This is a genomic window from Holtiella tumoricola, assembly GCF_027857615.1.
Lineage (GTDB): Bacteria > Bacillota > Clostridia > Lachnospirales > Cellulosilyticaceae > Holtiella > Holtiella tumoricola.
In genome coordinates this window covers 156,561-170,975 of the sequence record NZ_JAQIFT010000069.1, presented here as the reverse complement: position 1 = coordinate 170,975, position 14,415 = coordinate 156,561, and the positions used below count along the sequence as shown (strand labels likewise).

The 14,415-nt window shown below is 34.0% G+C and carries 13 protein-coding genes; 11 read left to right on the top strand and 2 right to left on the bottom strand.

Features of this window, described 5'->3' with window-relative positions; genetic code table 11:
* Nucleotides 1–16: 16 nt before the first annotated feature.
* The gene (locus tag PBV87_RS21550) at nt 17–1,912 is read right to left on the bottom strand and encodes a DUF4838 domain-containing protein (RefSeq protein ID WP_271013706.1); all 1,896 of its coding nucleotides are present in this window, start codon (nt 1,910–1,912) and stop codon (nt 17–19) included.
* Nucleotides 1,913–2,320: 408 nt separating this feature from the next.
* On the opposite strand from PBV87_RS21550, the gene PBV87_RS21545 reads away from it, so the two are divergent.
* Nucleotides 2,321–3,508, top strand: a complete 1,188-nt coding sequence (locus PBV87_RS21545; RefSeq protein ID WP_271013705.1) for an ROK family protein — start codon at nt 2,321–2,323, stop codon at nt 3,506–3,508.
* 78 nt (nt 3,509–3,586) lie between these two features.
* Here PBV87_RS21545 and PBV87_RS21540 read toward each other — a convergent pair whose 3' ends face one another.
* Nucleotides 3,587–5,035, bottom strand: coding sequence for a sulfatase-like hydrolase/transferase (locus PBV87_RS21540; RefSeq protein ID WP_271013704.1), 1,449 nt, complete (start codon nt 5,033–5,035; stop codon nt 3,587–3,589).
* A 301-nt stretch (nt 5,036–5,336) separates the two neighbouring features.
* Between PBV87_RS21540 and PBV87_RS21535 the strand changes: the two genes are divergently transcribed.
* The 10 genes from PBV87_RS21535 to PBV87_RS21490 all read left to right on the top strand — a co-directional run bounded on the left by PBV87_RS21535 (nt 5,337) and on the right by PBV87_RS21490 (nt 14,387).
* The gene (locus PBV87_RS21535; protein WP_271013703.1) at nt 5,337–6,773 is read left to right on the top strand and encodes an MFS transporter; all 1,437 of its coding nucleotides are present in this window, start codon (nt 5,337–5,339) and stop codon (nt 6,771–6,773) included.
* Between the two features lie 139 nt (nt 6,774–6,912).
* Nucleotides 6,913–7,935, top strand: a complete 1,023-nt coding sequence (locus tag PBV87_RS21530) for a PocR ligand-binding domain-containing protein (RefSeq protein WP_271013702.1) — start codon at nt 6,913–6,915, stop codon at nt 7,933–7,935.
* Between the two features lie 262 nt (nt 7,936–8,197).
* Entirely contained in the window at nt 8,198–9,358 is a 1,161-nt protein-coding gene (locus PBV87_RS21525; protein ID WP_053985690.1) for an iron-containing alcohol dehydrogenase, read from the top strand.
* A gap of 166 nt (nt 9,359–9,524) precedes the next feature.
* Entirely contained in the window at nt 9,525–9,911 is a 387-nt protein-coding gene (locus PBV87_RS21520; protein WP_053985689.1) for an iron-sulfur cluster assembly scaffold protein, read from the top strand.
* A 54-nt stretch (nt 9,912–9,965) separates the two neighbouring features.
* Complete coding sequence (locus PBV87_RS21515) at nt 9,966–10,430, top strand: DUF134 domain-containing protein (protein ID WP_053985688.1); 465 nt, start codon at nt 9,966–9,968, stop codon at nt 10,428–10,430.
* A 166-nt stretch (nt 10,431–10,596) separates the two neighbouring features.
* Nucleotides 10,597–10,962, top strand: coding sequence for a NifB/NifX family molybdenum-iron cluster-binding protein (locus PBV87_RS21510; RefSeq protein WP_053985687.1), 366 nt, complete (start codon nt 10,597–10,599; stop codon nt 10,960–10,962).
* A gap of 30 nt (nt 10,963–10,992) precedes the next feature.
* A complete protein-coding gene (locus PBV87_RS21505) occupies nt 10,993–11,829 on the top strand; it encodes a nucleotide-binding protein (protein ID WP_053985686.1) in 837 nt (278 codons plus the stop codon).
* Nucleotides 11,826–12,689: an ATP-binding protein gene (locus PBV87_RS21500; protein ID WP_271013701.1), complete on the top strand. Its 864-nt coding sequence runs from the start codon at nt 11,826–11,828 to the stop codon at nt 12,687–12,689. The genes PBV87_RS21505 and PBV87_RS21500 overlap by 4 nt, the downstream gene beginning before the upstream one ends.
* A 9-nt stretch (nt 12,690–12,698) precedes the next feature.
* On the top strand, nt 12,699–13,061 hold the full coding sequence (locus tag PBV87_RS21495; RefSeq protein WP_053985685.1) for a NifB/NifX family molybdenum-iron cluster-binding protein: 363 nt from the start codon (nt 12,699–12,701) through the stop codon (nt 13,059–13,061).
* 306 nt (nt 13,062–13,367) lie between these two features.
* Nucleotides 13,368–14,387, top strand: a complete 1,020-nt coding sequence (locus tag PBV87_RS21490) for a helix-turn-helix domain-containing protein (protein WP_053985684.1) — start codon at nt 13,368–13,370, stop codon at nt 14,385–14,387.
* Nucleotides 14,388–14,415 lie beyond the last annotated feature (28 nt).

Sequence of the window (14,415 nt, the reverse complement as noted above, 5' to 3'; positions counted from 1 at the left end):
GTGAGCTTTTTGTATATTAAATAGAATAATTATTTGGTAATGTGAATCCGGTATATTTACTAGAAACTTCGATCACTCGGTAGACATCTAGAGCATCTTGGAAAAAGGGTTCATTGGTCTGGATATAGGTGATAAAGTGAGTGTATGCAGTCTGTGCTTTTTCAGCCTCTCCAAGAGATAGATGGTAAAGTGCAGTTGCTAGTAAATGGACATAGTTAATATGGAAACGTAATTTGTTGGTGCAATAAGGGTGAGTTTTTTCTGCTGTATGTATTGTAAAGACCTTGGTATATTCTATAGCTTTAAGGCAATTAGCAGCGATAGTGGTAGAGATTCTTTGACCTTTTCCGTTGAAATAATCACAACTAAATAAATTAGAGATCGTTGTGAAATAGTCTTGGTAGTAGGCACCGTCTTTGCCATAAAGGTGGTAGAAGTAATCGACTGCAATAGTATTGAAATCGGTATGTGTATCAAAAAGTGTCAAGCCCATAATGTAGTTAGGAAGGCTATGAGGCATTGCTACTCTTAGTTCTTGGCAACTGATATAACCATTTAAGTGAAGCGTTTTTAATGCCTTGATATCTTGACTAATGATTTTTGAAATGTTTATATACCCTAAATCACCATAGTGTGCACGTCCGAGAGGATAATCATAGACAAAGCTGTCACTATCCCATTTAGTTTGCCATTTTTGAAGGAAGGCTAAGTTTTCTTCTAACGACTGTGGAAGTGTAATCTGGTTGCGCTTGTAAGCTGGTATAGTATCAGGAATGCTGCAGTCTTCGTAACTCTTTTCAAAGGTTCTGCTAATAGGGGCAAACATAAGTGTGAAACGATCGTGATTATGGAATACTTCATGAAGAGGTGGCCAAAGAAGTTCTTGGTAAAGCAGGAAAACTATTTTTGTAGATAAGCCGGCTTCTGTAAGGGCCTCATCTAAAGTATTTAGCATAGCTATATATTGGTCACTTAAGAGTGTGTCTTGGCATTTAGCACATTCACAGACATTATTGTATTCATCAGCTAACCATACATGGAGATAGTCAATGGAAGGATTCTTGGCTGCATAGTCGACAATATTATTGATGAAGGCTTGTTGTACATCACTATTTGAATAACATAAGTTGGTATTAGTAGGAATACCACGCCAGAATGCTCGTTTACCTTTGATAAGGGCCAGCCAATCTTTTTTATTATCTTCTAAGGTGACATCAACTTTTTGCCATCCAAAATCTTTTAAACCAAGAGGTTCACATGTCCACCCGTGCCCAACTTTGTGATAAAGTAAGTCTCTTTTTTTAAGTTCACTTTCGATAGTTTCTAAAAAGGATTCTAATTGTTTTTCGGTAAGGTCTTGGGGAGATAGTAAAGGGTTAAAAGTGTGTTTATACCATCTTTCGAAGAAGGCATAGGGAAGCTTAAATTGCATGAAAAAGCTATTGTAACCCAGCTTAGGAAGCCAATCAATAAAGTCTAGTACGTTTTCAAAGGCGTTTGCCCCTTCGATACATACGCCTCGGTGTCTAAGGGAAGCGGTATAGGTTTGGTTATGTATATAGCATGGTAAAAAGGAGCTCAAATCTTTTTGAGGGATATACTCGTATTGCTTACCTGGTTGTAAAAATCTACATCCTAGAAGATAAAGTAATTTGTATGTTGCAAGTAAAACAGAGCGTTTGTTGCTGCCAAGTAAGTGGATGGATTTGGTAGTGCAATGAATTTGATAAGAATCATCTAAAGTATGTACGCAAGCATCTTGTATACTTAAATAAATAGGAAATGCATTTTGTGTGTTAGCATTAAAAGAAATAGAGGTGGTGAAGTCTATTTTTTTTAGATAATAATTAAGTTCTGTGGCACAAAAGCGTAAAGTAGAATCGTCAGAAGTAAAAATAAGATTGATTTCCAAAGGGCTCATCCTTTCTTAATGGCATATTAATTAATAAATATAATTAATAAATATAATTAATATGACTAGATTTAAAAGTATAAAATAGCTACTATAATTGAGTTTAAAGTAAAATAATAAAATAGTAAATTATGAAATATAAATAAATTAAATGGAAATATATATGCAAGTTTGACAAGTGTGATGGAGGGGATACGTAAAAGAGTTGTTGATAAAAGAAAGATTCTAAGGAAAATGAATTAATTATAAAATGAAAGAATTTAGATTTGATATAGATAAAATTAAAAAAAATATTTATTTAAAATAATATAGAGGCATGTGTAGCAGAAAAAAATTGAGGAATGACGTAGATATGATATAATTAATTATAAAAATTAAGTAATAGAATGAGATAAAAGGTGAGAGACGATGAATAATGTAAAAAAGTCCAATCGAACAAAAATTTTAGAATATATTTTCAGAAATGCACCTGTATCTAGAGCTACCATTGCAGAAAGTACTGAGATTACACCTGCTACAGTGACAACTACCACAGCAGCATTAATTAATGAAGGGATTATTGTTAATTTAGGTGAAGCAGAGCAGATGGGTGACAATACTCTTGGGAGGAAGAGGGTGTTGATTGATCTAAATAGAGATTATGTATATGGTATAGGGATAGAGTTTAATGAAAAGTATATTGCTTTTTGTATTACTAATTTAAGTGGTAAAGTGATAGATGAAATTATGTTTTCAACCACTTATAAAGCAGTTACAAATATTACGGAATTTATTGTTCAAAATGTAGATACACTTATAGAGAGAAATAAGGAAATTGTGCCTAAGTTAGTGGGCATAGGTATTGCCTTACCAGGGAAATTAAGTAGTAATCAGACAGAGCTTGTAACAGATTCAAAAGTGTGGAAATCCTTCCAACCCCAAAAGATAAAAGAAAGATTTTGCTTGCCTATTATTATGGATAATAATGTAAGATGCATGGCTTTTGGGAGATACTTGTTTGAACCACAGACAACACCTGAGAACTTTGCATTTTTCCATGTGGGAATAGGTATGTATTGTGCGAATATGATTGATGGAGAGTTATTTAAAGCAGATAATTATATTGCAGGTGAAATTGGGCATACCATTGTAAAGGTAGATGGTAAGTGTTGTGAATGTGGTAAAAGTGGTTGCTTGCAGACTTATGCAAGTGAAAGATGGCTGATTAAAGCGGCTAAATTATTAGTAGAGAATAAAGGTTCTATCATCTTAAATAGTTTAGTAGAGTCGCCGGAAGAAATAAGCATTGAGCATATTATCACAGCTTATAATTTGGGGGATGAGATCATTAGAGGTTATCTTTTAGAAGGGCTTAAATACTTAAGTATGACTATATCTAATTTATCTATTCTTATTAATCCTACCAAAATATTTTTACATGGGCGACTATTTGATGATTTAGAAGTAGGTAGGCAGCTTCAATTGTATATAGATAAGGACTTGAACTTTATGGGGAATCATTATGGTTCTAATATTGAAATTTTGCCTTATAGTCCTATTAACGGAGCGATTGGAGCAAGTGCTCGTGCCATTGATGCCTATTTTATAAATGAATAAGCAGGATAAATTAAAAGAGTTATAAAACGTGCAGCTTGCATGCGTTTTATAACTCTTTTTTAATTAATAGACGTAGCTTTAATAAAATTCTTTGATTCTATGGAACCAAACACCAGCTGGATCGTTAGTTGTTTTCATATAATGAGACATTTTTTCTATATATGCTTTTTTGATTTGGGAGTAGGTTGGGTCGTAGCAAACATTATTGAGTTGGTAAGGGTCTTTGTCAAAGTCATAAAGTTCACCTTTTTCATTCTCATTAAAAGTAAATTGGTAGTGATTATCTCGAACCATACGTTGACGTGATACATAGAAGTGGTTATGGTACTCGCCGTAGATTTCTGTTCGTCCATTACTTTCTTGTCTGCCTTCCATGAGTGGTAGAAGACTCTCACCGTCTACAGGCTTAGCTGGAGAGGTGCCTGCAATGTCTAAAAGTGTAGGCATTAACTCTTGAAGATAGACAAAACTATCGTTATCTTTAGTGCCAAGTCCCTTAACAATCATAGGGATTCTATAAATTTCATCATATGTAAATGCACCTTTTTCGATTAATTTATGAGCACCAAGGCAATCACCATGGTCGGCGCTATAAATAATGATTGTATCTTCGTAAATACCAAGATCTTTAAGTTTTTGAATAATCATACCTACCATATCATCAATTAAAGTACAGTGGCCATAGTATTTGGCTGCAATATCAGCAAAGCCATCCCAGCCGTAGTCGCCAAGCCCCCACATTTTTTCGGACAGATAATGTCCATAAGGTTTGTTTTCGAAAGTTTCTTTGTAACTTGGGTGCTCTTTAATATCTTTAGGGTCATACATGGAGAAGTAAGGCTCAGGAACGATACTTGGAGAATGTGGACCCCAGAAGTTAGCCCAGAGAAGAAATGGTTGATCTTGTGAAACAGCCTTGTCTATAAGACGGTTTGCCTCATGTGCAACAAAGTATTCGATGGTGCTTTCTAGTGGGCCTTCATGCTTAGCATACATTTCTTGGATTTGAAGGGCAGGATTATTGCCTAAAAAACCATGAGATACATCAGGTTTATCAAATCCATTTTCTTTAAGATATTCTTCATAATAATTAGGTGCGTTATCTGGTGGCTGATTAAATTTTAAGCTGGAAAAGACACCACTACCAGGGAAACCATATCCCATAAAAGCTTTGCCGTCAAAACCACAATCTTCAGGTGTCTTAGTTGCAGATACATGCCATTTCCCTGCAAGTCCACAGAAATAGCCTTGTTCTTTCATGCAATGGCCAAGAACAGGTATGCCATCTTTGATATCTGTAAAATTATCGATAACGCCATGATTATGAGGGAAGAGCCCTGTCATAACACTAGCTCTGGCTGGTGCACATATGGCGGAAGAAGTAAAGGCATTGGTAAATTTCATACCTTCGGATGCTAGGGTATCGATATGAGGTGTTTTGCATACTGCATTTAGGCCGTAGGCGCTAACTGTATCGTAGCGTTGTTGGTCGGATAAGATGAGGAGGATATTTTTTCTTTTAGACATAACGGTTGATTCCTTTCTGTGATAGGATATTAATTATAAATTATAATTTTTAATATATCATTTAGTATTTTAAAATACAATAGATAATGAAAATAATAATAAAACTATAAAAAATGAGTATAATATGTTTAAAAAATACATATTGCATAAATATATAATTTTAAATTATAATTAATTAAATAAAAATATATACAGAAAAGTCACATTTTAAAGCCAAAAAGTGAAGAGGGGAGGATTACTAATTATTTTTTATAAAAAATAAAGTAAGTGATTAAAAAGATAAAGTCAGGGAGGCGGTATAATGAAGTATTCAGTTGAGGCATCAGAAAAGGATATATACTTATACAGTATAGGGAACATTGCAAATACAGCGATTTTTATGTTTGTAGGAACGTATATTATGTTCTATTACACCAATATCTTGGGCATTTCAGCAACTGTTGCAGGAACAATCTTTATGGTTGCAAGGCTTGTAGATGCATTTACAGATCCACTTATGGGGATGATTATTGATAAGACAAATTCTAAGAAATTTGGTAAGTATAGACCTTATATCTTATTTGGATCCCCTTTACTTGGTGTGATTTTTGTTGTTATGTTTATGGCACCGGAATTAAGCATGGGTGGGAAAATTATTTATGCTTATACAAGTTATATTTTATATAGTTTAGCATGGACATGTGTACAAATTCCTCAGCTTGCACTACCTATTATTTTGAGTCATAGTACAGCGCGTCGTGCCAAAGTACAGGCAATTTTCCAAGCAGTTGGGAATATTGGTTCGTTAGCGGTTACAGCGCTTGCTATCCCTATGTTAAATTGGTTTGGAGGGGATTCAAGTGAGGAAGCTTGGTTGATGGTTGCTGCAATCTTTGCAGTATTTTGCACCATTATGTTTATTATTTCTGCGATGTCTGTAAGAAAACTTGATATTTATAATCCAGCACAAGCAAAGCAAGCTCAAAAAGGCGAGAAAATATCCTTTAAACAAAGAATGAAAGTCATCACATCAAATACAGCACTTTTGATGGTACTTATTAGTTTTGGAACCGATAGTTTAGCCATTCAAATAGGTAATGGGCTAAATATGTATTTCTTTAAATACAATATGGGTGAAAAAACACACCTTATGGGAATCATAGGATGGGCGACAACAATCTTTTCATTTATGCTTATTGGTATTGTAGGGTGGTATGTAGCAAAATTAGGAAAGAAAAATGGTATTATTGTTATAGAAGCCATTGCCATTATTGCAGCTCTTGGATTACTCTTTACACCAGCAAATAATACTTTTCTTGTGATGATCTTTATTGTTGCAACGCCACTTATTGGAGCGGTTAATAATATGCTGAGTCGTTCAGCAGTATTAGACTCTGCCAATTATGCAGAATGGAAGACAGGGATTAATGGTTCAGCCCTCGTTTCTTCAACTTTTACTTTTGTTAATAAGCTTTCCCAAGCTTTTGGTGCATTTATTATGGGATATGTACTTGATTTTGTAGGTTATGCACCTGGGCTTGCACAACAAACACCACAAACACTTAATGCTATTTTATATATGAAGACACTTATTCCAATTGCTGCCTTTATATGTTCTATCGTCGCAATGAAGTTCTATCCAATTAGTAAGAAAACTGAAAGTGAGATGGAGGCTTTTATTTCTACAAAACGTGCAAAGGAATTTGAAGGGATAGAGACAGAGGCAGAAATAGAAAGTGTAGAATTTGAAATGTGTTAATATGACAAAATAGAACTCAAAAATCGCAGCCATTCGCCCTCTTGAATGGCTGTGGTTTTTTTGTTTAAGGGCAAAACTGGGACTAGAAGAGGATTTATAGTATAATAAAAGTAGATATCTTATTGAGGAGTTGCTTACTTTGAAGAAAAGTACATTAAAAGTAGACCAGATTATTGATTTTAAAAAGTGGGATAAGCTACAAGATTCAATGGTTTTAATTACAAAAGCAGCTATGATTATTATAGATTATAAAGGGAATCCTATGACCAAGCATAGTGGATGTCAGAAGTTTTGTTCTATAGTAAGAGCGGATAAGAAAATGGCAATGTATTGTCAAAAATGTGATTCAAGAGGCGGCTTAGAAGCCGTTCGCACCAATAAACCTTACATATATTTATGCCACTTTGGCATAGTAGATATTGCAGTGCCCATTATAGTAGATGATAAGTACATTGGGGCCATTATGGTTGGGCAAGTTAAGTTATCTGATCATCATATGCATAATACCCTTGAACAAATCGTAGCACTACCTAATAAAAAATGGATTGAAGGAACAATCAATCATCTTAAAGAACACTATGAAGCCTTGCCAGTTTTAAGTTATGAAGAGGTAGTTAATCTCTCAGAGATGATTTTTAACTTGAGTAATTATCTTGTTGAAGAAGCATTAGATAAAAGTTTAGCTCTCGAGCTAAATGAAGCTATTGGCTTGAAAGAACATCATATAAGCCAGGATATTTTGTTAGGTTATCAAACAAAGAGTATAGAAAATATAAAAAAAGAGATGTCTAATAGGATTATAAGTTCTTATATAGAACGTGAACAAGAAAAAATTAGTGTAAGTAAGGTCTTGAAGCCTGCTATAGACTATATTTATACTCACAAGAATGAACATGTATCCGTAAAAGAAATGGCAGAACTTTGCCATGTAAGTCCAAGTTATTTTAGTAGACTATTTGTAAAGGAAACAGGAGAAAAGTTCAGTCTCTATGTATCCAAACTTAAAATAGAGTGGGCGAAAAGTATACTAGAAGAAACAGATATTCCCATTAGTGAAATGAGTGAGGAGCTAGGCTTTAACGAACCTGGATACTTTATAAAAATCTTTAAAAAGTATGAAGGGGTTACGCCACATCTCTATAGAAAATATTATAAAAAATAAAATAGATGCTACGCAATTAAAAGAATTGCTGTAGCATCTATTTTATTTTAAAACAAAGTATAAAAATTACAATTAAATTTAAAAAGAACATAAAATTACTATTAATAAGTGTAATTTTATGACATATCTGTCTCATGCCTATTTATGTAAATAATACTATAATATTAAATATAAAATTAGAGCTGACCACTTTTAAAATATGAGAAGCTCTCAAACAAGAGTATTGAAAAATAAACTATGCTTAAATTTGGAGGGATATCAAATGAGTAGAATGTATGACTATTTACTACCAAGTGTGAATTTCATGGGACCAGGATGTTTAAAGGTGATTGGTGAACGTGCGAAGATGTTAGGTGGGAAAAAAGTACTTGTTGTTACAGATAAATTCTTAAGAAATCAAGCAAATGGCGCAGTTGAGCAAACAATAAACTATTTAACCCAAGCCGGGCTTGAAGTTGCTATATATGATGGAACAGAACCAAATCCTAAAGATACAAACGTGGCAGAGGGATTAAAAATATTTAAAGAAGAAAATTGTGATATGATCGTAACAGTAGGTGGTGGATCTCCTCATGACTGTGGTAAAGGGATTGGAATTGCTGCAACACATGAAGGTGACTTATATGAGTATGCAGGTATTGAGACTTTGACTAACCCACTACCACCAATCCTAGCAGTCAATACAACAGCTGGTACAGCAAGTGAAGTAACAAGACATTGTGTTATTACAAATACAAAAACAAAAGTTAAATATGTTATCGTAAGCTGGAGAAACTTACCACTCGTATCTTTCAATGATCCAGAACTTATGATTGGCAAACCAGCAGGACTTACAGCTGCAACAGGAATGGATGCTTTAACTCATGCCGTAGAAGCTTATGTTTCAAAAGATGCCAATCCTGTAACAGATGCATCTGCAATACAATCTATTAAATTAATAGCAAATAATTTAAGACAAGCAGTAGCTATGGGAGACAACTTAGAAGCAAGAACAAATATGGCTTATGCTTCACTCCTTGCAGGTATGGCATTTAATAATGGTAACTTAGGCTACGTACATGCAATGGCACATCAATTAGGTGGGTTATACGATATGCCACATGGTGTAGCCAATGCAATGTTATTACCACATGTTTGTAAATACAATGTTATTTCTAATCCACAAAAATTTGCTGATATTGCAGAGTTTATGGGTGAAAAAATTGATGGCTTATCAGTGCATGAAGCAGCTGAAAAAGCAATCGATGCTATGTTTAGATTATCTAGAGAAATCGGTATCCCAACATCATTAAAAGAAATGGGAATTAAAGAAACAGATTTTGAATATATGGCAGAAATGGCATTGAAAGATGGCAATGCTTTTAGTAATCCACGTAAAGGTAATAAAGAAGATATTATCAATATCTTTAAAGCAGCTTATTAATTAAAAAGTATAAAACACCTAGAGTTTACAACTTCTTTGAATAGAAGGTGACTCTGGGTGTTTTTTTTTATGTGGAATGATAGATAGTTGAATGATTATTGACATATGTTCATAATGCTATTAAAATATAATAAGCATATGACCATAAATAAAAAGGAGTAGAGTAATGGGATATAGTGATTATACAGAAATAGTATTTGAACATTTTATGGCACCTTATAATTCAGGGACTATGCCGGATGCTGATGCAGAGGGGCGATATGGAGAAGCCGAGTGTGGAGATGCCTTAACCATATATATAAAGGTTAGGGATAATATTATAGAGGATATTACGTTTTTAGCATTTGGATGTGTTGCAGCAATTGCTAGTAGTAGTATGACAACAGTACTTGCAAAAGGAAAGTCATTAGATGAAGCTTATCAAATCACAGACAAAGATATTTCAGATGCTTTAGGTGGACTGCCAGAATATAAGCTTCACTGTTCTGTACTAGGTGAAGGTGCGTTAAAAAATGCTATAGATAATTATAGAAAAAGACAACTTCCTTGCTAAGTCAAATATTTTAAGCTATACTTCTTATAAGAATGAGTATGAGGAGGTACTTTTATGGCAAGACCAATCAAATGGCGTAAAATTGAACATATACCTATGGTACCTTACTTTATACCTGCAGATCACGAAATCGAAGGTGTTGAAGTAAATGTACTTTTGCTTGAAGAAGTAGAAGCGATTCGATTAAAAGATTTAGAAGGGCTTGAGCAGGCAGAGTGTGCAGAGCGAATGGAAGTGTCTCGTCCAACTTTTCAAAGAATATTACTATCTGCTAGAGAAAAAATAGCAGATGGAATGATTAACGGCAAAGCAATACATATTGCTGGAGGCAATTACACGAGAAATATTTGCAGTGTAATGTGTGAAGAATGTAATGAAAATTGGAAAGAAAGCTTTGAGAATTTGCAGCAAATTAAAGAAGGAACATATATGTGCCCAACATGTGGGTCTACTAAAATAAATTGTGTTAAAAAGTGCAAGGGTAAATTCTGTACTAAAAATTGCTGGAAACAGTGCTAGATATGAAAAGATGATTTTGATAACAATCAAAATCATCTTTTTTTATTTATTCAGATTTAGTAAAAAACATTATTGACATATGCTCAAAAAGGAATATAATGAAAATGTAGTTAGCATATGCTCATAACTTCACGTGTAAAAACTTAAATGAAAAGGAGATAAAAGGATGAAAATAGTTGTACCAGTTAACGAAGACAAAAAAACAATTTGTGTATCATTTGGTAGAACACCAAGCTTTTTATTTATTGATACAGCAACCAATCACAAAGAATATGTGGAGAATGAAGCCGTAAATGCGCCAGGGGGAGCAGGCATACAGGCTGCTCAGTTTATCGTTGATACAGGTGCAGATATCTTATTAACTCCTAGATGTGGGGAAAATGCAGCAAAGGTATTACAAGCAGCCAATGTAAAAATGTATCAGACAACGACAGAGCAAGTTGATGAAGAAATAGATAAATTTACCGAAGGCAAATTAGAACCCTTAAGTAAGATTCATGCAGGATTTCATAATCATGGATTTGACAAATAGTTTTTAGATGTTGAGAAAGGATGCATTCAAATGAAAATAGCTGTTTTGAGTGGAAAAGGAGGAACGGGAAAGACATTTGTGTCAGTCAATCTAGCAGCAAGTATCAAACATTGTATCTATGTAGATTGTGATGTGGAGGCACCCAATGGCACATTGTTTTTTAAACCTAAGATGCTAGAGAGTAAGGAAGTAACTGTTGCAATTCCAACTTTTCAACTAGAACAATGTACAGGATGTAAACAGTGTGTTGCATTTTGTGCATTCCATGCATTAGCCTTTGTAAAGCAACAACCTTTACTTTTCCCAGAAGTATGCCATTCATGTGGTGGGTGCAAAGTCGTTTGTCCATATAATGCCATAGATGAAGAAGAAAAAAGAGTAGGAAGTGTCATGAAAGGTATTTCTGGTACAACAGCGTTTGTATCTGGGAAGATGGATGTAGGACAAGTATCTGGTGTACCCATCATCAAAGCCATTCTTAGTCAGATTAAAAATGAAAAAAATGTCATTATAGATTGTCCGCCAGGAAGTGGATGTATGGTTATGGAATCGATAAAAGATGTGGACTACTGTATTCTTGTTGCGGAACCTACTGAGTTTGGGCGACACAACCTAGAAATGGTCTATGAATTAGTCAAAGTATTTCATAAGAAATTTGGTGTTGTACTTAATAAATGTACAGAGAGTGACAATCCATCGGAGCGATTTTGTCATGAAGAACATATTGAGATCATAGGAAGAATTCCTTTTGATAGAGAAATAGGAAAGAAAAATTCTGAAGGTGAGATTGCTGTTTATTCGAATGAAACAGCAATTGCAGCCTTTGATGCTATAAGGAAGAGGCTTGAGAAGAAGGTGAGATGTTGAAAAAGTTATTAATTTTAAGTGGAAAAGGTGGCACAGGTAAAACAACTGTTGCCTCTAGTTTTATACATTTACTTAAAACAAAAACTTATGCAGATTGTGATGTTGATGCACCTAATTTGCATATTACAGCAACGCCTCATGGTAAGCCAGAAATACAAAACTTTTATGGACTTCCTAAACCTAAAATAGACTTAAGTAAATGTATAGAATGTAAAAAATGTCTAGAGCATTGTAAATTTGATGCAATATCTTATCAAGATAGGATAACGATTGATCCATATGCTTGCGAAGGATGTGGAACATGTAAATTTGTTTGTCCTACCCAATCTATAACTATGGAGGAAAGTGTAAGTGGTCAAACTTATATCTATCATGATGAGATTGTGTTTTCAACGGCTAAGTTGAAAATGGGCGCAGGTGCGTCAGGTAAATTGGTATCAGAAGTAAAGAAAAATATGGATAAGTATGCTAAGGATAATATTGCAATCATAGATGGTTCGCCAGGTATAGGATGTCCGGTGATTGCTTCTATGACAGGTGTAGATATGGTTTTAGTTGTTACAGAACCTACCGTTTCAGGTATAAGTGATCTACAAAGAATTTTAGAAACGGCTAATTATTTTAAAGTAAAATGTGCTGTGTGCATTAATAAATATGATATTAATCGAGACAATACAGAGGCAATTAAGCATTACTGCAATCAACACAAAATAGAGGTTGTAGGTATGATCCCCTTTGATAAAATGGCTTCTAAAGCAATTAATGAAGGGAAAAATATTGTTGAGATGGATAGTTGTGCAGGTAGAGCCCTTCGGCACATTTTAGAACACACCTTAAATATATTAAATAAAACAATCTAGGAGGAATGAATGATGAAAATAGCAGTTGCAAGTGAAGGAAAAATGACAGCAGGACATTTTGGACATTGTGAGAACTTCAATATTTATGATGTAGAAGGTAAAACAATTGTAAAAGAAGACTCTGTACCAAATCCAGGACATAAACCAGGCTTTTTACCAAATTACTTACATCAATTAGGCGTGAATGTGATTATATCAGGTGGTATGGGAGGCGGTGCTATCGATATCTTTAATGAAAGAGGTATTGAAGTTATCGTTGGTGCAGCAGGAGAAGCAAAAGCAAATGTTCTAGCTTATCTTGAAGGAAACTTAGTATCAACAGGTTCTATTTGTCATGAACATCAACATGCAGGTGAATGCGGAAATCATTAATTTAATATTAGTTTTAAGAAAATTTTAGTTTTCATGATAAATGTGTAAAAAGAAGGTCTATCTATAAAGATAGACCTTCTTTTTTGGATTGCGTTTTAATAGACTTACGTTGCTATCAGACTCTTTATAGAAGAAAATAGTGAGCAGTGGGTCAATAATCGGTGTAAATTATAATAATGTCTATTTTTATTTGGGTGTAAGGTATTTATAAATACATTGAAAATTGACTAAGGTTATCAAATACTGATAAAATGTAAGTATAGAGTTAGTTGGAACTAACTACCTTATCCAAAGTTGAGGTGTATAATGAAAAAACTATTTACTGAAACGGAAGAACTAATAAAAACGCATGTTTTAAATGAATCTGATACGCAAACGATTATTCATGGAGAAGAATGTTCTATTTATAAAATGGAAAATAATACTGGAGAAGGTATTATTATTAGGTATTCAGTGTTCCCGGGAATAGAAATTCTCTATAATGATATCCATATGACAAATGGTGTTAGGCATAATGCAACTCCACGAGCAGATATTATAGAGATTAATCATTGTCGTATAGGACGATTTGAATGTGAGTTTTCTAATGGAGAAACAGCTTATTTAGGAGAAGGTGATTTAGCAGTTAATGTGATGACGAATGTTGCACGTGAGAGCTGGTTTCCCTTATCTCATTATCATGGTATAACTATTGCAGTAGATATATCTCTAGCAACACAGGTATTAAAACAGGTATCAAATGCTTTAGGAAGGGGGCTATCTTTTGATTTGTTCTCTATGAAGGAAAGTTTGTGCCAGGGTAACTCTTGCTTTATCATGAGAGCAACTGATTCTATTCAACACATTTTTTCAGAACTATATAAAACACCTGAAGATTTGAAAAGTGGATATTTCAAAATAAAAGTAATGGAATTATTCTTATTTTTAAACTCACCAGAAATTACTGCAAAACGAGAAGAACGTCAATATTTTAATAAAATACAGATAGAGTCGATTAAAGCAATTAGACAATACCTTATTCAAAACCTTCATCGTCATGTTACCTTGAAAGAACTTTCTCATACATTCAATTATCCATTAACTTCAATGAAGCTCTGCTTCAAAGAAGTGTATGGTTCTTCAATCAATACTTATATGCAGGCTTATCGTGTACAGTTTGCCGCTCAACTTTTACGCGAATCAAATGATGGAATAACAAATATTTCTTATCAAGTTGGTTATCAAAATGCTAGTAAGTTCTCAGAAGTTTTTAAACAGTTCATAGGGCAGACTCCCACAGAGTATCGAAAAAGTTTTTGTCTAAAAGGAGGGCGTAGTGTCTTATAGGAGTGGCAACGAAATAGAATATTCAGTA